The 20,082-nt window shown below is 63.6% G+C and carries 17 protein-coding genes; 10 read left to right on the forward strand and 7 right to left on the reverse strand.

All coding sequences use genetic code 11. The annotated features are described in order from the left end of the window. The 5 genes from xdhC (at position 1) to VWY75_RS09025 (ending at position 5,734) form a co-directional block, all read left to right on the forward strand. Positions 1-960 (forward strand): xanthine dehydrogenase accessory protein XdhC, encoded by a 960-nt coding sequence (gene xdhC / locus VWY75_RS09005; RefSeq protein ID WP_416537543.1) that lies wholly within the window; start codon positions 1-3, stop codon positions 958-960. Further along, entirely contained in the window at positions 957-2,474 is a 1,518-nt protein-coding gene (locus tag VWY75_RS09010) for an ABC transporter ATP-binding protein (protein WP_416537544.1), read from the forward strand. The genes xdhC and VWY75_RS09010 overlap by 4 nt, the downstream gene beginning before the upstream one ends. Positions 2,475-2,594: 120 nt before the next feature. Then, positions 2,595-3,677 carry an ABC transporter permease gene (locus VWY75_RS09015; RefSeq protein ID WP_416536578.1) on the forward strand — a complete coding sequence of 361 codons (1,083 nt, stop codon included), beginning with the start codon at positions 2,595-2,597 and terminating at the stop codon, positions 3,675-3,677. A 1-nt stretch (position 3,678) separates the two neighbouring features. Continuing rightward, entirely contained in the window at positions 3,679-4,599 is a 921-nt protein-coding gene (locus VWY75_RS09020) for an ABC transporter permease (protein WP_340547464.1), read from the forward strand. A gap of 58 nt (positions 4,600-4,657) precedes the next feature. Next, positions 4,658-5,734: a BMP family ABC transporter substrate-binding protein gene (locus VWY75_RS09025; protein ID WP_416537545.1), complete on the forward strand. Its 1,077-nt coding sequence runs from the start codon at positions 4,658-4,660 to the stop codon at positions 5,732-5,734. Positions 5,735-5,846: 112 nt separating this feature from the next. On the opposite strand, the gene VWY75_RS09030 is transcribed toward VWY75_RS09025, so the two are convergent. Continuing rightward, positions 5,847-6,158 carry a cupin domain-containing protein gene (locus VWY75_RS09030; RefSeq protein WP_061047916.1) on the reverse strand — a complete coding sequence of 104 codons (312 nt, stop codon included), beginning with the start codon at positions 6,156-6,158 and terminating at the stop codon, positions 5,847-5,849. Here VWY75_RS09030 and VWY75_RS09035 point away from each other — a divergent pair. Continuing rightward, positions 6,157-6,693, forward strand: a complete 537-nt coding sequence (locus VWY75_RS09035) for an Lrp/AsnC family transcriptional regulator (protein ID WP_231739530.1) — start codon at positions 6,157-6,159, stop codon at positions 6,691-6,693. The genes VWY75_RS09030 and VWY75_RS09035 overlap by 2 nt on opposite strands. 133 nt (positions 6,694-6,826) lie before the next feature. Here the strand turns inward: VWY75_RS09035 and VWY75_RS09040 are convergent, their stop codons facing one another. Next, positions 6,827-7,438 carry a CDP-alcohol phosphatidyltransferase family protein gene (locus VWY75_RS09040; RefSeq protein ID WP_061047941.1) on the reverse strand — a complete coding sequence of 204 codons (612 nt, stop codon included), beginning with the start codon at positions 7,436-7,438 and terminating at the stop codon, positions 6,827-6,829. A gap of 141 nt (positions 7,439-7,579) precedes the next feature. Here VWY75_RS09040 and VWY75_RS09045 point away from each other — a divergent pair, with 141 nt between their 5' ends. From VWY75_RS09045 to VWY75_RS09055, 3 genes are read left to right on the forward strand one after another with little or no spacing between them, the layout of a single operon-like run. Then, complete coding sequence (locus tag VWY75_RS09045) at positions 7,580-8,533, forward strand: aldo/keto reductase (RefSeq protein WP_416537546.1); 954 nt, start codon at positions 7,580-7,582, stop codon at positions 8,531-8,533. Next, positions 8,530-9,606 (forward strand): NAD(P)/FAD-dependent oxidoreductase, encoded by a 1,077-nt coding sequence (locus VWY75_RS09050; RefSeq protein ID WP_416537547.1) that lies wholly within the window; start codon positions 8,530-8,532, stop codon positions 9,604-9,606. The genes VWY75_RS09045 and VWY75_RS09050 overlap by 4 nt, the downstream gene beginning before the upstream one ends. Beyond that, positions 9,606-10,286, forward strand: a complete 681-nt coding sequence (locus tag VWY75_RS09055; protein ID WP_416537548.1) for a DUF938 domain-containing protein — start codon at positions 9,606-9,608, stop codon at positions 10,284-10,286. Before VWY75_RS09050 ends, VWY75_RS09055 begins: the two co-directional genes overlap by 1 nt. A gap of 50 nt (positions 10,287-10,336) precedes the next feature. On the opposite strand, the gene VWY75_RS09060 is transcribed toward VWY75_RS09055, so the two are convergent. After that, positions 10,337-10,816, reverse strand: coding sequence for an Lrp/AsnC family transcriptional regulator (locus VWY75_RS09060; RefSeq protein ID WP_416537549.1), 480 nt, complete (start codon positions 10,814-10,816; stop codon positions 10,337-10,339). Positions 10,817-10,917: 101 nt separating this feature from the next. Between VWY75_RS09060 and VWY75_RS09065 the strand changes: the two genes are divergently transcribed. Then, positions 10,918-12,105 carry a diaminopropionate ammonia-lyase gene (locus VWY75_RS09065; protein WP_416537550.1) on the forward strand — a complete coding sequence of 396 codons (1,188 nt, stop codon included), beginning with the start codon at positions 10,918-10,920 and terminating at the stop codon, positions 12,103-12,105. Positions 12,106-12,206: 101 nt separating this feature from the next. Here the strand turns inward: VWY75_RS09065 and VWY75_RS09070 are convergent, their stop codons facing one another. The 4 genes from VWY75_RS09070 to VWY75_RS09085 form a co-directional block, all read right to left on the reverse strand. Beyond that, a complete protein-coding gene (locus VWY75_RS09070; protein ID WP_416537551.1) occupies positions 12,207-14,714 on the reverse strand; it encodes a GcvT family protein in 2,508 nt (835 codons plus the stop codon). A 645-nt stretch (positions 14,715-15,359) separates the two neighbouring features. Then, on the reverse strand, positions 15,360-16,763 hold the full coding sequence (locus VWY75_RS09075; RefSeq protein ID WP_416536571.1) for an FAD-binding oxidoreductase: 1,404 nt from the start codon (positions 16,761-16,763) through the stop codon (positions 15,360-15,362). A gap of 193 nt (positions 16,764-16,956) precedes the next feature. Beyond that, the gene (gene ggt / locus VWY75_RS09080; protein ID WP_416537552.1) at positions 16,957-18,759 is read right to left on the reverse strand and encodes a gamma-glutamyltransferase; all 1,803 of its coding nucleotides are present in this window, start codon (positions 18,757-18,759) and stop codon (positions 16,957-16,959) included. Positions 18,760-19,000: 241 nt separating this feature from the next. Continuing rightward, complete coding sequence (locus tag VWY75_RS09085) at positions 19,001-19,987, reverse strand: 2-hydroxyacid dehydrogenase (RefSeq protein ID WP_340547475.1); 987 nt, start codon at positions 19,985-19,987, stop codon at positions 19,001-19,003. Positions 19,988-20,082: the final 95 nt, after the last annotated feature.

Below are 20,082 nucleotides of genomic sequence, written 5' to 3' on the forward strand. Positions count from 1 at the left end.
ATGGGGTTCGATCTTCAGGATCTGCGCCGCAGGATCGGCGCCCATGGCACGGTGGTGCGGGTGGTGATTGCCGCCATCCGCGGCTCTTCCCCGCGTGAGGTGGGCGCCGCCATGCTGGTCTGGGACGACGGCCAGTCCGGCACCATCGGCGGGGGCGCGCTGGAGCATGAGGCCGCCGAGGCTGCCCGCCGCCAGTTGCAGGATGGCAAGACCCGTTTGCAGACCATCCGCGCGCTTGGCCCGGATCTGGGGCAATGCTGCGGCGGCTCCGTCACCCTGTGGAGCGAGATCTACCGCGCTGCCGATCTGGACCGGCTGGATGGCGATGTGATCCTGCGCGCCCTGTCCACCGAGCTGGGCGAGCCGGGCGAGCCACCCCTGAGCCTGCGCCGCAAGCTGGCGCTGGCCCGCAGCCAGGGGCAGCGGCCCGACGCGCAGCTGGCTGACGGCTGGCTGCTGGAACCGGTCCATCGTGCCGAAACCCCGCTGTGGATCTGGGGGGCGGGCCATGTCGGCCGCGCTCTGGTTGATGTGCTGGCGCCGCTGCCGGATCTCGACATCACCTGGGTCGATACCGGCCCTGACCGTTTTCCCGCCCAGATCCCGCCCTCAGTCACCATGGTTCCGGCGGCGGAACCTGCGGCACTGGTGCCGCATGCCCCTGAAAATGCACGGCATTTGGTGCTTACCTATTCCCATGCGCTGGATCTGGCGCTATGCCACGCCTTATTGCTGCGCGGCTTTGCCTTTGCCGGGGTGATCGGATCTGCCACCAAATGGGCACGGTTTCGGTCGCGGCTGGCGGATCTTGGCCACCGGCCCGAGCAGATCGCCCGGCTCACCTGCCCGATCGGGGATCCCGGCCTTGGCAAACATCCGCAGATGATTGCGGTCGGGGTCGCGGCAGAGCTCTTGCGGATGGGCGCAACAGACGAGTTGAAGAAGGACAGACGCGCGTGACCCAACCTCTCCTGAGCCTGCAAGGTTTGACAAAGGCCTATCCTGGTGTTGTTGCCAACGATACGGTCTCCTTTAATATCGGCGCGGGAGAGGTTCATGCCCTGCTCGGCGAAAACGGCGCCGGGAAATCGACGCTGGTCAAGATGATCTACGGGCTGGTGAAACCGGACAGCGGCACCATGCTGTTGCGCGGCGCCCCCTATGCCCCGGCCGAGCCGCGACAGGCACGGGCGGATGGCATCGCGATGGTGTTTCAGCATTTTTCGCTGTTTGACGCGCTGAACGTGGCGGAGAATATCGCCCTTGGCATGGAACAGCCGCCCGCCCTGCGCGATCTGGCCAGCCGCATCCGCGAGGTTTCGGAAACCTATGGCCTGCCGCTGGACCCCTATCGCACGGTGGGCGATCTCTCTGCCGGCGAACGCCAGCGGGTGGAGATCATCCGCTGCCTGTTGCAGGACCCCAAGCTGCTGATCATGGATGAGCCGACCTCGGTTCTCACCCCGCAGGAGGTGGATATCCTGTTCCAGACCTTGCAGAAGCTGCGCTCCGAGGGCACCTCGATCCTGTATATTTCGCATAAGCTGGAAGAGATCCGCACGCTCTGTGATCACGCCACCATCCTGCGGCTAGGCAAGAATGTCGGCGAATGTGTCCCCTCTGAAACCTCGGCCCGCGATATGGCCGAGCTGATGGTGGGCACCGCGCTGCAGACACCGGAGCGCGCGGGCCGCGATCTGGGCGATGTGGCGCTGGATATCACCGGCCTGTCGGTGCCTGCGCCCTCGGCCTTTGGCACGGCGCTGAAGAATGTGCATATGACCGTCCGCAAGGGCGAAATCCTCGGCATTGGCGGGGTGGCGGGCAATGGCCAGGACGAGCTTCTGGGCGTGCTGTCCGGCGAAACCACCACCGCTGCCGATGCGGTCAAGATGCATGGCGCGCCGGTCGGCCACCTTGGCCCTGTTGCGCGTCGTCGCCTGGGTATTCTGGCCGCGCCGGAGGAGCGTCTCGGCCATGCCGCCGCACCGGATATGAGCCTGACGGAAAATGCCATGCTGACCGCCGCCACCCGCGAAGGCCTGTCCAGCAACGGCTTTCTGAAATGGGGGCTGGCCAAGGAATTTGCCGAAAAGGTCATCAAGAATTTCGACGTGCGCACCCCCGGACCTGAAAACGCGGCGCGTTCACTGTCGGGGGGCAATCTGCAGAAATTCGTCATTGGCCGCGAGGTGCTGCAAAACCCGGAGGTTCTGGTGGTGAACCAGCCGACCTGGGGTGTGGATGCCGCCGCCGCCGCCGCGATCCGCCAGTCGCTGCTGGATCTGGCCGCCGGGGGCACTGCGGTAATCTGCATCAGCCAGGATCTGGATGAGCTGATGGAGATTGCCGACAGTTTTGCCGCCCTGAACGAAGGCCGCCTGAGCGCGCCGCGCCCCACAACCGGGCTGAGCGTCGATGAAATCGGCCTGATGATGGGGGGAGCACATGGGATGGAGGTCGCGCATGTCTAGCCTCGCAGCCGGGCGTGCCCGTCCCGGCCGCAGCGTGGGCTGCCGGGTCGGGAGTGTGAGTATTTTTGGAAAGATGACAGGCACGCAGGCACAGATCTGCGACCGGGGGGGACAACAACAATGATCCGGCTAGAAAAGAGACCACAGCCCTCGCGGGTCTGGTCGATGGCGACGCCGCTGGTGGCGGTGCTGGCGACCATGATCGCGGGCGGGCTTTTGTTTGCGGCCCTTGGCAAGAACCCGGTTGAGGCGATCCGCACCATTTTCTGGGATCCGCTGTTTGGCGAATTTGCTTTTTACTACCGCCCGCAGCTCTTGGTGAAGGGCGCGCCACTGGTGCTGATCGCCATCGGCCTGTCGCTGGGCTTTCGCGCGGGTATCTGGAACATCGGCGCCGAGGGCCAGTATATCATGGGCGCCATCTGTGGCGCCGGGGCTGGCCTTGCCTTTTACCCTACAGACTCGGCACTGATCTTTCCCTTGATGGTGGTGGCAGGCGCGCTGGGGGGCTGGGCCTGGGCGATGATCCCCGCAGTGCTGAAAACCCGCTTTGGCACCAATGAGATCCTGGTCTCGCTGATGCTGGTCTATGTGGCCGAGCAGTTTCTCGCCTCGGTCTCGCTGGGATTGCTGAAAAACCCCGAGGGCTTTGGCTTTCCCGGCTCGCGCAACCTGCAATCCTGGGACAGCGCCCATAACGCCGAGCTGATCACGGGCACCGGCATGCACTGGGGTGTTGTGGCGGCGCTGATCGCGGTGATCTTTGCCTATGTGCTGCTCAACCGTCACATGCTGGGCTATCACATCCGCCTGACTGGCGAGGCGCCACGTGCCGCGCGTTTTGCGGGCGTGAACCCCACCCGGCTGGTGCTGTTCTGCCTTGGCACCTCCGGCGCGCTGGCGGGTCTTGCGGGTCTGTTCGAGGTCTCCGGCCCCTCTGGCCAGATCTCCATCGATTTCAACGTCGGCTACGGGTTTACCGCCATTATCGTGGCCTTCCTGGGCCGGTTGCACCCTGTCGGCATCCTGCTGGCGGGTGGTCTGATGGCGCTGACATATATCGGCGGCGATATCGCGCAGTCCAACATGGGCCTGCCTTCGGCGGCGATCCAGGTGTTTCAGGGGATGCTTTTGTTCTTCCTGCTGGCGCTGGATCTCCTGACCAATTTCCGCATTGCGCTCAGCAAACCCGAGGTGGTGTGACATGGATCTTTCTGCAATCAACCCGGTCCTGCTCATCGCCTCGCTGATGGTGGCGGCCACACCGATCCTGATCGCTGCCATTGGCGAATTGGTGGTGGAGAAATCAGGCGTTCTGAACCTTGGCGTCGAAGGCATGATGATCACCGGCGCCATCGCAGGCTTTGCCACCGCGGTGGAGACCGGCTCGCCCCTGATCGGGTTCCTTGCCGCCGCCGTTGCCGGGGCAGCGCTGTCGGTTCTGTTTGGCTTTCTGACCCTTGTGGCGCAGGCCAATCAGGTGGCCTCCGGTCTGGCGCTGACGCTGTTCGGCCTCGGCCTGTCGGCGCTGATGGGGCAATCCTACGTCGGTGTGAAACCGCCACAGATGAGCGACATCCACATCCCCGTCCTGAGCGACCTGCCGGTGATTGGCCCGATCCTCTTTGGCCATGACATCATCCTCTATTTCGGCATCGCGCTGACCGCCGCAGTCTGGGCGCTGCTGAAATTCTCTCGCGCCGGACTGGTGCTGCGCGCGGTGGGGGAAAACCACGATGCCGCCCATGCGCTGGGGTATAAGGTGATCCGCATCCGCCTGATGGCGATCATGTTCGGTGGCGCCTGTGCCGGTATCGGCGGGGCCTACATCAGCCTTATCCGGGTGCCGCAATGGACCGAAGGCATGACCGCGGGCGTGGGCTGGATTGCGCTGGCGCTGGTGGTCTTTGCCAGCTGGAAACCCTGGCGCGCACTCCTTGGTGCCTATCTTTTTGGCGGCGTCACCGTGGTGCAGCTCAATCTGCAAGCGGCAGGCGTTGCCATCCCGGTGGAGTATCTGGCAATGTCGCCCTACGTGATCACAATTATCGTGCTTGTCATTCTTTCGGCGGACAAAAGCAGCGCACCTGCCGCCCTTGGCCGCAACTTCCACGCCTCCCGCTGACGGGGGGCTTTTCACTGCCCCGCTGTCGGGGCCAATAGATGCAACTGGGGAGAACCTGATGAAACTGACCAACCTTCTGACCAGCGCCGCCGTGGCGCTTGGCCTGGCCACCGGTGCGGCCTTGGCCGAGGACAAGACCAAAGTGGGCTTTGTCTATGTCGGCCCTGTCGGTGACGGTGGCTGGACCTATGAACACGATCAGGGCCGCAAGGCCGTGGTTGCGGAATTCGGCGACAAGGTCGAAACCGTCTATGTCGAGAACGTCGCAGAAGGCCCCGATGCCGAGCGCGTGATGACCCAGATGGCGCTGGAAGGTGCGGATCTCATCTTCACCACCTCCTTTGGCTACATGGATCCCACCATCAACGTCGCCAAGAAATTCCCGAACGTGAAGTTCGAGCACGCCACCGGCTACAAGCGCGCCGACAACGTCTCGACCTACTCCGCCCGCTTCTACGAGGGCCGCGCGGTTCAGGGCCACATTGCCGGCCAGATGACGGAGTCGAACATCATCGGCTACATCGGCTCCTACCCGATCCCCGAAGTGATCCGCGGCATCAACTCGGCCTATCTGCACGCCAAGAAGGTGAACCCTGACGTCCAGTTCAAGATCGTCTGGGCCTTCACCTGGTTTGATCCCGCAAAAGAGGCTGATGCCGCCAAGGTGCTGATCGAACAGGGGGCTGACGTGATCCTGCAGCACACCGATTCCACCGCACCGCAGGCCGCCGCACAGGCCGCAGGCAATGTGATCACCTTTGGTCAGGCGTCTGATATGGCCGAATACGGGCCCAAGCCGCGCGTCTCCTCGATCATCGACAATTGGGCACCCTATTACATCGCCCGCACCAAGGCCGTGATCGACGGCACCTGGACAAGCAGCGACACCTGGGACGGTATTGGCGCCGGCATGGTTGGCATCGGTGAAATCTCCGATGCGGTTCCCGCTGATGTGAAAGCCTCCGCACTGGAGCTGAAAGCCGCGCTGGCCGATGGCTCCTACCACGCCTTCACCGGCCCGATCAAAAAGCAGGACGGCTCCGACTGGCTGGCCGAAGGCGAGACCGCCGATGACGGCACCCTGGCCGGCATGAACTTCTACGTCGAAGGCCTGGAAGGCGACATTCCGCAATAAGCGGCCACCGCCTTCAGATGACCCGCAGCAGAAAGGCCCGCCAGTCCGGCGGGCCTTTTTCATAGCGGCCGTCGCTGTTCCTCTCGCGCGACCGCAGGGCAAATGCCGCCGTCTAGATGCTGCCCGCCGTTTCAATGACAAGCGCCCGCACCGGCCCATCGGGACGCGCCACATGTTCATCGCCGCTCTCGGCATGAAAGATGTCACCCGGCAGCAGGCGCAGGATACGCTCGGCCCCGTCGATGCGAACATGCATGTCGACCTCACCGTCCAGCACGACAAAGACCTCAGGGCCATCGTTGACATGCCATTTATACGGCGCGTCGGTCCAATGCAGCCGCACGGTTGCATCGCTTATGCGTTCGATATCCAGCGCGTCCCAGGCCTTTTCGCCCGTAAACGCCGTTGCGGTGATCTTCTTCATGCCCTACCCCCGGCTGCTGTGGTTGATGTGGTTCATCTCAACTGCGATGTTACGGCTGCGGCAACGGATCGGATACTTGCGTTCCGACGTGATCAGCCTGCCAATCGGGGAATTCAACGTGGATCGGACGGACAAACGGATATTGGCGGTTCTGGAACGGAACGCCCGCACCAGCGCTGCCGAAATCGGGCGTCAGATCGGCCTGTCCCGGACCGCGGTTCAGGACCGGCTGTCGAAGCTTGAGACACGTGGCGTGATCAGCGGATATCGGGTTCAGCTATCAGAGCCTCAGGACGACCTGATCCGGGCGGTCCTCTTCGTCAGAATTGCGGTCCGCCCATGCACCGATGCGCTGACCTGGATGGCCTCGCTCGAGGGCGTGCAGGAGGTGCTGTCTCTGTCCGGTGAGATCGACGCCATCGTCAGATGTGCCGTGCCGGATGTCGCCGCGCTGACGGCGCTCAATGACAGGATCGGGGCCAGCGACTGGATTGCCGGTTCGAATTCGAACGTGGTGCTGCGCACCCTCCGATAACCCCGCGCAGATGCCGGCCGCAGATCTCGGGTCCGCTCCCGCGTCCGTTCATGGGCCGAACCTCAAAGCGCGCGCGGCCCTGCCCGTCATCTTTCCATAAATACTCAAACCGCACCGGCAGCGGCGCTGCCCATCAGTCGCGGCGGAACACCCGCAGCGCCAGGAGCACGCGGGAGGTGGCGGTCACCAGACAGAGCGCGCCAAACACCCAGGCCATCGGCGCAAACCATTGCGGCAGCAGGCACAGGAGAACAAAGAACCCGATGGTCTCCGCCCCCTCCAACAGGCCCCCGGTGAAATAAAGCGTCTTCACCCCGCGCGCATCGCTCTTCATCTTGTGCTTTTCCGCCAGAACCGCGTAGCCCAGAAAACTGGTGCCGTTCACATAGAACGTCATCAACAGGAACGCACCCGCCACCGCATTCTGCGCCGGGTCCGCCAGCACAAAGGCGAGCGGCACCGCGCCGTAGAACAGGAAATCGCAGGTGATATCGAGATAGCCGCCAAAATCACTTGGCTCACTGGCGCGCGCCACCGCCCCGTCCAGACCATCCGCCAACCGTGACAGCAACAGCGGCAACAGCGCCAGGGCAAACAGGCCGCAGGTGATCATCACGGCCGACAGCAGCCCCAGCGCCAGCCCCAGCAGCGTCACCTGATTGGCGCTGATGCCGGCGCGGGCGATCACCTGCCCCTGCGCGTTCAGCACCGGATCAATCAGCGGGCGGATTTTTGAATCAAACATACTCTCCCCTACCCCGCGCACCGGGGCTTTGCCACTCACGATTATGATAGGCGGGATGCGGGATTTCTCGCAGATATCTTTGCGCCAATATCCGACATTTTGCGCTTTTGGTTGCGGCGAACTCATGCCACGCTGCGGCCCATGAACACCGATTTGATCAGCCTCGACGGCACCCCCGCCAGCGCCCTTGCCTTTGGCACCATGCAGTTTGGCGGCCGCGCCAATGCCGCGCAATCGGCTGCGATGTATGACGCCTGCCGCACCGCAGGGATCACCCATTTTGATACCGCATGGGTTTATACCGATGGGGCCAGCGAGGAGATCCTCGGCCAGCTGATCCGGGATGAGCGCGACAGCCTGCTGATCGCCACCAAGGTTGCTTATATCGGCGGTGCGGGCCCTGAGAATATCCGCCGCCAGCTCGACCAGTCGCGCACGCGACTGGGGCAGGATATGGTCGATATCCTTTACCTGCACCGCTACGACGAAGAGATGGACCTGCGCGAGACCCTTGCCTGTCTGGCCGAGCTGCGCGACGCCGGGCAGATCCGCTATCTGGGGCTGTCGAACTTTGCCGCCTGGCAGGTGATGAAGGCGATCATGATCGGGCAGGAATTCGACCTGAGGCCCGCCATCCTGCAACCGATGTATTCGCTGCTGAAGCGTCAGGTCGAGGTGGAGATCCTGCCGATGTGCGCTGATCAGGGCCTGCATGTGGCCCCCTATTCGCCACTGGGCGGCGGGATGCTGACGGGCAAATACAGCAGTGCCCAGCAGGCGGGTCACAGCCGGGGGCGGCTGGACGAGGATCCGCGTTACGCCGAACGCTATGGTCAGCCCTGGATGCAGGAGAGCGCCCGTGCCCTGGCCGATCTTGCCGCCGAACTGGAGGTTGATCCGGCCAGCCTCGCCGTGGCCTGGGCCGCCGCCTATGGGCGCAATGTGACCCCCATAATCTCGGCCCGGTCACTCGCACAGCTGCGCCCCTCGCTGGCGGCGCTGGAGATCGAGATGACGCCGGACCTCTACGCCCGCATGTCGGCGCTGTCACCGCGTCCGGCGCCCGCAACAGACCGGCTGGAGGAACAGCAATGACAGCGGTCGACTATCTGATCATCGGCGGAGGGCTTGCCGGTCTGAGCGCCGCCGCCGCCCTTGCGCCACGGGGGCGTGTTCTGGTGCTGGAGCGGGAAGAGGCGCTTGGCTATCACTCCTCCGGGCGCTCTGCGGCGATGTTTGAGGCCAATTACGGCCCCGCGCCGGTACAGGCGCTGAGCCGGGCCAGTGAGGCCCACCACCGCGCCCATGGCTGTCTCAGCCCGCGCGGGCTGCTGCTGGTCGGGCGCGCCGATCAGGCCGCGCGTTTCGAGGCCGATTGCGCCGAGCTGGATCTGACGCCGATTTCGGTTGCGGCGGCCTGCCAGATGGTGCCGGTGCTTGATCCCGAGCAGGTCAAATTTGCGGCCAGCCATGATGCGGCGCAGGATCTGGACGCGGACCTGTTGTTGCAGGGCTTTGCCAGAGAGCTACGCGCCCATGGGGGTGACATCCGCACCCGCGCCGCTGTCACCGGTCTGGACCGCAGCACCGCGGGCTGGCAGGTGAGCTGCGGTGACGATGTGATCACCGCCACCACGATTATCAATGCGGCCGGGGCCTGGGCGGATGAGCTGGCGCAGATGGCCGGGATCGCGCCCATCGGATTGCAACCCAAGCGCCGCTCCATGGCGCGGCTGCCCGCGCCCGGTGGCCACGATGTCACCACCTGGCCAATGATCATGGGCGTCGGTGAGAGCTGGTATGCCAAGCCCGATGCCGGCAAGCTGCTGGTCTCGCCCGCTGACGCCGATCCGGTGCCGCCGCAGGATGCCTATGCCGATGACATGGTGCTTGCCGAGGGGCTTGCCCGCTATGAGGAGATGGTGACAACCCCGGTCACCCGAGTTGAGCACAACTGGGCTGGCCTGCGCAGTTTTGTAGCCGATGGCGTGCCGGTGCTGGGGCCGGATCCGGCGGTGGCCAGTTTTGTCTGGTGTGCAGGTCAGGGCGGCTATGGCGTGCAGAGTTCCCCCGCCGCCGGGCGGCTGATTGCCGATCTGGTCACCGGGCAGACACCGGACATCGACGCCACGAACGTGGCCGCGCTCGGCCCGGAAAGGCTGCGCTGATGGTTGTGCGCACGGTGCCCGGAGAGGCCTCCGTCACGCTGCCGGATGCAGGGGCAAAACTCTTTGCCCCGTCGGCGGCGCGCAATCTGGAGCCGATCGCGGATCTTCTGGCCCGGATTGCCCCGCAACCCGACGGTGCGGATGGCCCTCGCCCCCGCGCGCTGGAAATTGCCAGCGGCACCGGGCAGCATGTGGTCGGCTTTGCCGGCCGCTGCGCGCATCTGGACTGGCAGCCCAGCGATGTGAACCCGGCGCGCCTGACCAGCATCAATGCCTATACCGGTGACAGCGGCTGTCGCAATATCGCGACGGCGATCCAGCTCGATGCCACCGAAGCCCCCTGGCCCGACGGGCTGGGCCGCTTTGATCTGATCGTGCTGTGCAATCTGCTGCATCTGATCAGCACGCCCGAGGCCCAGACCCTGATCCGCGAGGCCGCGCGCCATCTGGCGGCGGGCGGGCACTTCCTGATCTACGGCCCGTTCATGCGCGGCGGTGAGCTGACCAGCGAGGGCGACCGCAGCTTTCACGCCAAGCTGACCGCCCATGACCCGGAGGTCGGTTACAAGGATGATTTCGACGTGATGGACTGGCTGCAAGACAGCGGGCTGGAGATGCGCCAGGTGATCGAGATGCCCGCCAACAATCTGGCGCTGGTGGCGATACGTCAATCAAGGTGAGAGCTGGCACATAGGTGACCGCGTCGGCCCTGCGCCACGTCAGGCACCGGTCAGATATTCAGCTGCATCGTCGACTTGGTGCGGTCCATAGTGACAAAGGTGCGGAACTTCCGAATATTGTCATTCGGAAAAAACAGCCGTTGCGTCAGAGCTTCATATTCCGACATGTCCCCAACGATCACCACAAGGATGAAATCCACTTCGCCGGTAACATAGTAGCATTGCTGGATTTCCGGAGCGTCTTGGAAGCTGCGCTTGATATCGTCGATCCGGCCCGCTGTCTCGGCCCTCAGTTCGACCTCCACAAGAATGGTCAGCGGCAGGCCGACCGTCTTCGGCTCGATCTGGGCGGCCTGGGTCGAAATCACGCCATCCACCTCCATGCGCCGGATACGCCGCTGGACCGATGCGGTCGACAGATTGACCATCTCGCCGATCTGACGCTGTGGCTTGGTGCAGTCCTGTTGCAGGATCCGCAGGATCGCCAGATCATAAGAATCCAGCCCCTGTGATAAATTTTCTTTTCCCATGCCATATCTGTGCGCAATTTTTGCACGGTGGTCCATGATTCCGAAGCCATAACCCATGTAAAGCGACGTATTTTTGCGCAGGCGCAAAAAAGGATCGTACGATGCTAGACATATTCAGAACCACCAAACCAGATGTCTTTACCACCCAACCAAGGTTGGGGCCGAAGGTTCAGGACGCTCTGCCACGTCGCGGATTTGACGAGGCTGCCCGCGAAATCGGCACCTGGGACGGCTACCAGCCGACCCCGATGCCAAATTTGACCAGCCTTGCGGACAGGCTGGGCATTCAGGCGATCCACTACAAACACGAAGGACCGAGGTTCGGTCTGGGCAGTTTCAAAGCCTTGGGTGGGGCCTATGCTGTTCTGCGCGTGCTTCAGCGCGAGCTGTCAGAGACCACGGGCCGGGCCATCACCGTCGAAGACCTGCACAGCGGCAGTTTCGCAGATCAGATTTCGGAGATCACCGTGATTTCGGCAACCGATGGCAATCACGGCCGGTCGGTGGCCTGGGGCGCGCAGCGGTTTGGCGCGACGTGCCGAATTTACATCCATGCCGAAGTGAGCCGCTTTCGCGCCGAAGCGATGCAGGCGCTGGGAGCCGAGGTTATTCGCGTCGATGGCGACTATGATGCAACGGTTGCGCAGACCCGTATTGATGCCGAGAAAAACGGCTGGAAAATTGTGTCGGACACCTCCTGGCCCGGTTATAGGCAGCCACCGCTGGATGTCATGGCCGGCTACGGTGTGATGGCGCGGGAAATCGTGAGAGACCTGCCTGAACCGCCAACCCATGTGTTCCTTCAGGGCGGCGTTGGCGGGCTGGCTGCATCGGTGATTGCGGTTTTCCATCAGGAATGGGGCAATGCCGCTCCACGCAGCATCATTGTCGAGCCGGAACTGGCGCCCTGTCTGTTTGCCAGCGGCAAGGCCAATGCGGCGACCGCTGTTGCGATCACCTCGGAAACGCTGATGGCAGGATTGTCCTGCGGCGAGCCTTCGCAGATTGCCTGGGAGGTTCTGGGCGAGTCCGTCGATAGTTTCATGACCATTCCCGAAAGCCTGGTCGCCCCAGCCGTCCGGTTGCTCGCAGGTGGAGCATGTGGCGATCCCGGCATCAACGCCGGCGAAAGCGCGGTTGCCGGTCTTATCGGGTTGATGTGCGGAGCGCTGGACCACGACCTGCGTGATGAGCTGAAGCTGGATGCTGCGTCACGTGTTGTGATCATCGGCTCCGAAGGAGTCACCGATCCAACTGTGGTCAAGGCGATCATGGAGGGATGTATCTGACGGGGTTTGTCAGCCCTGTCAGGATCGCGCTGTTGGGTCCGGTACACATGAAAAAAGCCCCGGCACAATGGCCGGGGCTTTCTCATCTCTTCCGTCAGGCCTTAGCCATTCATGCGGATGGTTTCGTTCTTCGGATCATAGGGGCTATCGCAGGTGACAACCGCATCCCACAGCTTGTCCTGGATCTTCACCTTCAGCTTGGTGCCTTCCACCGCGTGCTCAGGCTTTACGTAGCCCATGCCGATGGATTTCTCGAAGGCCACCGAATAACCGCCCGAGGTCAGGCGGCCCACACGGGTGCCATCCTCGGCATAAAGCGCCTCGCGGCCCCAGGGATCGGCATCTTCCGGCCCGTCGATCAGCAGGGTGCAGCATTTCACGCGGACGCCGGTCTCAACCAGCTTGTCCTTGCCGTGGAAGTCCTTCTCCAGATCGACAAAGCGCGGCAGGTCGGCTTCCAGCGGGGTCGCGTCGCGGCCCAGTTCGTTGCCGAAGGCACGGTAGGATTTTTCCTGCCGCAGCCAGTTCTGGGCGCGCGCGCCGACCAGCTTCATGCCATGCTTCTCGCCCGCCTTCTCCAAGAGGTCGAACAGGTAGTTCTGCATCTCGATCGGGTGATGCAGCTCCCAGCCCAGCTCACCGGTGTAGGCCACGCGGATCGCATTCACGGGACACATGCCCAGTTCGATCTGACGGGCCGACAGCCAGGGGAAGCGCTTGTTGGAGAGCGCGGTTTCCGGATCGGCGTCGACGATCACCTCTTTCAGCACATCGCGCGACTTGGGGCCTGCGATGGCGAAGACGCCCCACTGGGTGGTCACATCCTGGATCTCGATGTAGCCGAACTCCTCCATCTTGTCCTCGGCCGCCTTACGCAGGAAGTCGGCGTCATATTCGGACCAGGCACCGGCGGAGACCAGATAGTAGTTGTTCTCGCCGTTGCGCACGATGGTGTATTCGGTGCGGGTGGTGCCGAAAGCTGTCAGCGCATAGGTTAGGTTGATGCGGCCGATCTTCGGCAGCTTGTTGCAGGTGAACCAGTCGAGGAACTGGGTCGCACCGGGGCCTTTGACGACATGCTTGGTAAAGGCGGTTGCATCCACCAGACCAACGCCTGCGCGGATGGCCTTGGCTTCGTCCACAGCGTGCTGCCACCATTTGCCACGACGGAAAGAGCGGCTTTCCTCATCGAAATTGTCGGGCGCATCCAGCGGGCCGAAGTAGTTCGGGCGTTCCCAGCCGTTGACCCAGCCGAACTGTGCGCCGCGCGCTTTCTGGCGCTCATATGCGGGCGCGGTGCGCAGCGGGCGGGCTGCCGGGCGCTCTTCATCCGGGTGATGCAGGATGTAGACGTGCTCATAGCACTCTTCGTTCTTGCGGGCGGCGAACTCGGTGGTCATCCAGTTGGAGGAGTAGCGTTTCGGGTCGAGCGACGCCATGTCGATCTCGGCTTCGCCATCCACCATCATCTGCGCCAGGTAGTAGCCGGTGCCGCCTGCGGCGGTGATGCCGAAGGAGAAGCCTTCCGCCAGCCACATGTTGCGCAGGCCCGGTGCCGGACCAACCAGCGGGTTGCCGTCGGGGGTGTAGCAGATCGGGCCGTTGAAATCGTCCTTCAGGCCGCTCTCGGCGCAGGAGGGCACGCGTTCCGCCATCGCCATATACTGGTCGGCAATCCGGTCCAGATCCAGCGGGAACAGGTCGGCGCGGAAGCTGTCGGGCACGCCATGCTCAAAGCGCGCGGGCGCGCCGTGCTCATAGATGCCAAGGATCCAGCCGCCGCGCTCTTCGCGGGCGTAGGATTCATTGTCGGCGTCGCGGATCACCGGGTGCTCGGGGTTGCCGGCTTCGCGCCATTTGACCAGCTCGGGGTCCTTGTCCATGACGATGAAGGTGTGCTCGACCGGGATCGCAGGCATCTTGATGCCCAGCATCTTGGCGGTGCGCTGTGCGTGGTTGCCGGAGGCAGTCACGACATGCTCGGCGGTGATCACGACCTGCTCGTCGCTCTCCACCAGGTTGCCGCCTTTTTCGATCATCTTGGTGCAGGTGACTTCCCAGTGGGTGCCGGTCCAGTGGAAGGCATCGGCCTGCAGCTTGCGGTGGATCTCGACGCCGCGCTGACGGGCGCCCTTGGCCATCGCCTGGGTCACGTCTGCCGGGTTAATGTAGCCGTCTTCGGTGTGGTAGATCGCACCTTTCAGGTCGCCGGTCTCGATCAGCGGCCAGCGCTCCTTGATCTGATCCGGGGTCAGCCACTCATAGGCCACGTCACAGGTCTCTGCGGTGGAGGCATAGAGCATGTATTCGTCCATGCGCTCCTGGGTCTGCGCCATGCGCAGGTTGCCCACCACGGCGAAACCCGCGTTCAGGCCGGTTTCCTCTTCCAGGGTCTTGTAGAAATCGACCGAGTACTTGTGGATGTGAGTGGTCGCATAGGACATGTTGAACAGCGGCAGCAGGCCGGCTGCGTGCCAGGTCGAGCCGGAGGTCAGCTCATCCCGCTCGATCAGCATGACATCGTCCCAGCCTGCCTTGGCGAGGTGATAGGCAATGGATGTCCCGACGGCACCACCGCCGACGACCAATGCTTTGACTTGGGTTTTCATGGGCCCGCTCTCCGGAAAATGATGACTCGTTTGCAGGGAGTTATGCCCCGCCTGCAAATTCCGCGCCAAATCCATCCGACCCAAAACATAACAAAACCGACCTAGCATCGCCCTGAATGCAGGTTTCTGCCCACCCCCTGTCGGTTTTCGAGGTCATGGCCGCGATTTGCCTCTTTGGGTTTGCACAGGCCGCGATGCGCATGGATATGGTCCGGTCGGGGCATATTGCCCTGCCGGAGTGTCCTTTTCTTGTTCTCTGCTGCGGCTGTTTGGTCGGTGGTGATATCCGGCCAGAACAAAGAGCAATAACAAGTGGCGGCGCCGCCAGAAGCGGAGGCGGGACGGAGCACTCTGCCCCGCACGCAAAACGTCGTCTGTGCGTGCCCATGCCAATGGGCCCTGTTCCATGGTGCCGGGGGTGTCAGGCCCGGCGGTGATCGCGATCAGTACAGATCCTGCCATTGCGCCATTGAGCAAAGGTAAGCCGACCGTGCGGCGGCTTCGCAACGGGCCAACTTCTGCCCCTGCGAGGGCAGCGCCGTGAGTATTTCAGGAAAGGTGACAGAGCGAGGTCCATCCCGTCACCTTTCTCCAAATACTCAAATTCCGCCGCCAGCCCGGCGCGGTGGCGGCGGCGGGCGGTCCTCAGATCTCCAGTATCTTGCCGGGATTGAGGATATTTTCCGGGTCCAGCGCCGCCTTGATCGCAGCCATATAGCGGGTGGTCTCGCCCAGTTCCTGCGTCAGATAGGGGCGTTTGCCCTGTCCGATGCCATGTTCGCCGGTGCAGGTGCCCTCCATCGAGATCGCCAGCTCATTGAGCCAGCCCACATAGGCATCGGCTTTTTCGCGTTCTTCTGCGCTGTCCATATCTATCAGCAACAGCGCGTGGAAATTGCCGTCGCCGACATGGCCCACCATCGGTGCCAGAAGCCCCATCTCCTCGGCCTTTGAGCCCGCAGCGCTGACACATTCCGCCAGTTTCGAGATTGGCACGCAGACATCGGTGGAGATCCCCTTGGCACCGGGGCGCAGCTGCAGGCAGGCCCAGTACATATCGTGGCGCGCCTGCCAGAGCTTGCTGCGGTCCTCCGCCGTTGAGGTGGCCGCGATGTCAAAACCGCCGTACTCCTCGGCGATGGAGGCAAACATGTCGCTCTGCTCAACCACACCGGCCTCGGAGCCGTGGAATTCCAGCAACAGCAGCGGCATTTCCGGCAGGTCGAGACCGGAATAGGCATTGGCCGCCTGCACGCTGAGCGCATCCAGCAGTTCGATGCGGGCGACGGGAATGCCGTATTGGATGGTCATCATCACCGCACGACAGGCATCATCGACGCTGCGAAAGGCGCAGCGGGCCGAGCGGATCGCCTCCGGGATGCCCTGCAGACGCAGGGTGAGTTCGGTGATCAGACCCAGCGTGCCTTCGGAGCCAACCAGAAGCCGTGTCATGTCATAGCCGGCCGAGGATTTCCTGGCGCGCTGAGCGGTGCGGATCACCCCGCCGTCGGCCATCACCGCCTCAAGCGCCAGCACATTGTCCTTCATGGTGCCATAGCGCACTGCGTTGGTGCCCGAGGCGCGCGTTGCGGCCATACCGCCGAGCGAGGCATTGGCGCCGGGATCAATGGGAAAGAACAGGCCCTGATCGCGCAGATAGGTGTTGAGCTGTTCGCGGGTGACGCCGGGCTGCACCACCACATCCAGATCCTCGGCATGGACAGCAAGGATCTGATCCATCCGCATCATGTCGATGCAGATGCCCCCGGCGGGGGCGTTTACATGCCCCTCAAGCGAGGTGCCGGTGCCATAGGGGATGACCGGTACGCCGTGGTCCGCGCAGATCTTTACGATCTCGGCCACCTCGGCGGTGGAGGTGGGAAAGATGACCGCATCCGGCGCCTGATTGCTGATCCAGGTGGTGGTGTGGCCGTGCTGTTCGCGGATCGCCTGCCCGGTCTGCAGCTGTGTGCCAAAGCGCGCCTTCAACGCGTCAATGACGGCGGCAATCCCGGCGTCGTTGCGCGGCAGTCTTGTGGCTTGCACCATGGTTCAGTCTCCCCCCGTTCAGCGGCCGGGGCTGACGCCCGGACCTGTCACCTGTCAACCTAAGGTCGGCGCGCGGGCCCGGACAATACCCAGAACAGGGTAGGTGCGGGATTATCCGCAAAAGACAACGCCCGCCCCGGTGTCCGGAGCGGGCGCGCAGTGTGCGGCCCTGAGCTGAGGCCCGGAGAGCCGATCAGCCCCCCAGCGCGATGCCTTCGCGGCGCGGATCTGCGCCGCCTTTCAGCCCGTCACCGATCTCGATGGCATGCAGGCCGGAGGTCAGATCTCGGGCGTTGACCTCAAACCCCATATCCATCAGCGGCTGGGCCATCTCCTCGGCGCTGGTGCCGGCCTCGACATCATAGGTGCCAAAGCGGTTCACCGCATGGGGCAGTGCCACGGCCTGCTGCACATCCATGCCCCAATCCGCCCAGGCGACGATGGTCTTGGCGACATAGCCGATGATGCGGCTGCCGCCGGGGGAGCCGATGGCCAGAGCGGGCTTGCCATCCTTCAGCACGATGGTGGGCGCCATCGAGGAGCGTGGGCGCTTGCCCGGTTCCAGCCGGTTGGCAATCGGCACGCCGTCGCTGTGGGTGCGGAAGGAGAAATCGGTGAGCTCGTTATTCAGCAGGAACCCAGCCGCCATCAGCCGCGAGCCAAAGCCGTTTTCAATGGTCGTGGTCATCGACAGAACATTGCCATACTGGTCGACGATGGAGATATGGGAGGTCGAGGGCAGCTCAATCGACTCATCATCGGCCAGCAGCAGCGCGTGATCGAACTCCGGCGCGCCTGCGTTCACCGCGGGCAGGGCGGCATCGCCCTCAAGCAGGGTTGCGCGGGTCGCGAGGTAATCCGGCGCCACCAGACCCTGCGTGGGCACCGGCACGTAATCGCTGTCGGCCATGTAGCGGCCGCGATCGGCAAAGGCGAGGCGCGAGGCATCGCCGATCAGGCGCCAGGACTGCGGGTTGTCGGCGCCCAGTTCCGCCAGGTCATAGTTGCCCAACATGCCGAGGATCTGCCCGACGGTCAGCGCCCCGGATGACGGCGGCCCCATGCCGCAGGCTTCGAACGCGCGGTAGGTGACGCAGACGGCGGGCCGCTCCTTTACCTGATAGAGTGCCAGATCCATCGCCGACAGCACGCCGGGGTTGCCCTCGGCGTTGCGCACCGCATTGGTGATCGCCTCGGCCACCGGGCCGGTGTAGAAACCGCGCGCGCCCTCATCCGCGAGGCGGCGCAGGGTATCGGCATAGGCCGGGTTCTTCAGCGTGCTGCCCACCGCCAGCGGCGTGCCGCCGGGCAGGAAGTAATCGGCGGTATCCGACCAGCGCGACAGCCGGTCGGCGTCATTTTCGATCAGGCCGGCCAACCGGGGGGAGACGGCAAAGCCCTCTTCGGCCAGATCAATCGCGGCGGTGAACAAGCCCGGCCAGGCGGCACGGCCCCAGCGACGATGCGCCGCCTCCAGCAAGGCAGGCGTGCCCGGTGTGCCCACGGACCGGCCCCCGACCACGGCATCGTAGAATTTCAGCGGCTCGCCCGCGTCGTCCTGAAACAGGGTCGGCGTCGCTGCCAGTGGCGCGGATTCGCGCCCGTCCAATGTCGTGACCTCGCCGCTGGCCGCATCATACCAGACCAGGAACGCGCCACCTCCCAGACCGGAGGATTGCGGCTCAACCAGCCCCAGCACGGTCTGCACCGCAACCATGGCATCGGCAGCGGTGCCGCCTGCGCGCAGCACCTCGGCACCGGCAGCCACCGCATGGGGGTTGGCAGCGGCAATCATCCAGTTCTCGGACTCGACCGGGGTGCCTGCGGATTTGGCCTCAAGGGCGGCGGCGACATCGGCGCTGATGGCCGCAAAGCCGGCATCGGCGGTTTCTGCCGCGCCCTCTGGCGCCACGGCATCCGCCGCTTCCTGCGCCATAAGCGGCAGGGCAGCGCCCAACGTCGTGATCCAAACCCCTGCAATCAGTGTTCGTTTCATCGTCCCTCTCCTCTCGTCTGTGGTGATCTTCTGCGCATGCTGGCATTTCACAGAGCAACCCGGCAATGCTGAGATACCGCCATCGGCGCACAGATGCCTGTGCGTCCGCGACATATTGACATAGGGATGATGTTCCGAATCAAAAAGATAAACCGGAACACTATTCCAATAATTGAACTTCATTAAGAACGTTGATCCACCCCGATCGTTGCAGGTGGACATATTTCCTTCCTGGGACCCCCTACAGCATGGAGGGGACAACCTGATCTGGTGGTCGGTGGCCGTCCTCGAATGTCTTGATATTCAGCAGAACTTTCTCGCCCATCTCCAGACGTCCCTCAAGCGTGGCGGAGCCCATATGCGGCAGCAGCACGACGTTTTCCAACTCGCGCAATCGCGGGTTGATGTCAGTGCCATGTTCATAGACGTCGAGACCGGCGCCGGCGATTTCACCGGAGCGCAACATACGGGTCAGCGCGTGTTCGTCGATCACTTCCCCGCGCGAGGTGTTCACGATCACCGCATCGGGCTTCATCAGTTTCAGCCGCCGTGCGTTCATCAGATGAAAGGTCGAGGGCGTCGAGGGGCAGTTGATCGACAGCACGTCCATGCGGGCCACCATCTGATCGAGGCTCTCCCAATAGGTGGCTTCAAAGCGCTCTTCGATCTCCGGGCGCAGGCGTCGGCGGTTGTGGTAATGGACCTGCATACCAAAGGCCGCGGCCCGTTTGGCCACCGCCTGCCCGATGCTGCCCATGCCCAGAATGCCCAGACGCCGCCCGGCCAGCCGCCCGCCGAGCAGGGCTGTGGGCGACCAGCCCTGCCAGTCGCCTTTCTGCATGATCGCAAGCCCTTCGGGGATTCGGCGGGTCACCGCCATGATCAGCGCCATTGCCATATCGGCGGTATCATCGGTCAGCACGCCGGGCGTGTTGGACACCAGAACTCCCCGCTGGCGCGCAGTGGCCACATCAATGTGATCGACCCCCGCGCCATAGTTGGCGATCAGTTTCAGACGCTCACCGGCCTGCGCCAGCAAGGCGGCATCTATGGTGTCGGTCACGGTTGGAACCAGCACATCGGCGTCCTTCATCGCGGTGGCCAGCTCGGCGCGGGTCATCGGCGTGTCGTCCTCGCGCAGACGCACATCGAACAATTCGCTCAACCGGGTTTCGACCGGCTCCGGCAACCGTCGCGTAACGACAACACTCAGACGTTCTCTTGCCACTGCTGCTCTCCCTCGGCTTTGCAATCTCTCTGGCCTCATGGCATCGTGGCGCAGGACGCGGGCAGGCACAAGAACCCATCCCGCCCTCCGGCCTC

It is taken from the genome of Phaeobacter sp. JH20_08 (assembly GCF_048056635.1).
Classification (GTDB): domain Bacteria; phylum Pseudomonadota; class Alphaproteobacteria; order Rhodobacterales; family Rhodobacteraceae; genus Phaeobacter; species Phaeobacter bryozoorum.

Bases quoted from the DNA above. Each gene is read 5' to 3' on its own strand.
- VWY75_RS09045 (WP_416537546.1), top strand. From the start codon at position 7,580: ATGAACACCGATTTGATCAGCCTCGACGGCACCCCCGCCAGCGCCCTT.
- VWY75_RS09040 (WP_061047941.1), bottom strand. From the start codon at position 7,438: ATGTTTGATTCAAAAATCCGCCCGCTGATTGATCCGGTGCTGAACGCG.
- VWY75_RS09020 (WP_340547464.1), top strand. From the start codon at position 3,679: ATGGATCTTTCTGCAATCAACCCGGTCCTGCTCATCGCCTCGCTGATG.
- VWY75_RS09060 (WP_416537549.1), bottom strand. From the start codon at position 10,816: ATGGGAAAAGAAAATTTATCACAGGGGCTGGATTCTTATGATCTGGCG.
- VWY75_RS09065 (WP_416537550.1), top strand. From the start codon at position 10,918: ATGCTAGACATATTCAGAACCACCAAACCAGATGTCTTTACCACCCAA.
- VWY75_RS09035 (WP_231739530.1), top strand. From the start codon at position 6,157: ATGCCCTACCCCCGGCTGCTGTGGTTGATGTGGTTCATCTCAACTGCG.
- VWY75_RS09050 (WP_416537547.1), top strand. From the start codon at position 8,530: ATGACAGCGGTCGACTATCTGATCATCGGCGGAGGGCTTGCCGGTCTG.
- xdhC (WP_416537543.1), top strand. From the start codon at position 1: ATGGGGTTCGATCTTCAGGATCTGCGCCGCAGGATCGGCGCCCATGGC.
- VWY75_RS09070 (WP_416537551.1), bottom strand. From the start codon at position 14,714: ATGAAAACCCAAGTCAAAGCATTGGTCGTCGGCGGTGGTGCCGTCGGG.
- VWY75_RS09025 (WP_416537545.1), top strand. From the start codon at position 4,658: ATGAAACTGACCAACCTTCTGACCAGCGCCGCCGTGGCGCTTGGCCTG.
- VWY75_RS09055 (WP_416537548.1), top strand. From the start codon at position 9,606: ATGGTTGTGCGCACGGTGCCCGGAGAGGCCTCCGTCACGCTGCCGGAT.
- VWY75_RS09075 (WP_416536571.1), bottom strand. From the start codon at position 16,763: ATGGTGCAAGCCACAAGACTGCCGCGCAACGACGCCGGGATTGCCGCC.
- VWY75_RS09030 (WP_061047916.1), bottom strand. From the start codon at position 6,158: ATGAAGAAGATCACCGCAACGGCGTTTACGGGCGAAAAGGCCTGGGAC.
- VWY75_RS09015 (WP_416536578.1), top strand. From the start codon at position 2,595: ATGATCCGGCTAGAAAAGAGACCACAGCCCTCGCGGGTCTGGTCGATG.
- ggt (WP_416537552.1), bottom strand. From the start codon at position 18,759: ATGAAACGAACACTGATTGCAGGGGTTTGGATCACGACGTTGGGCGCT.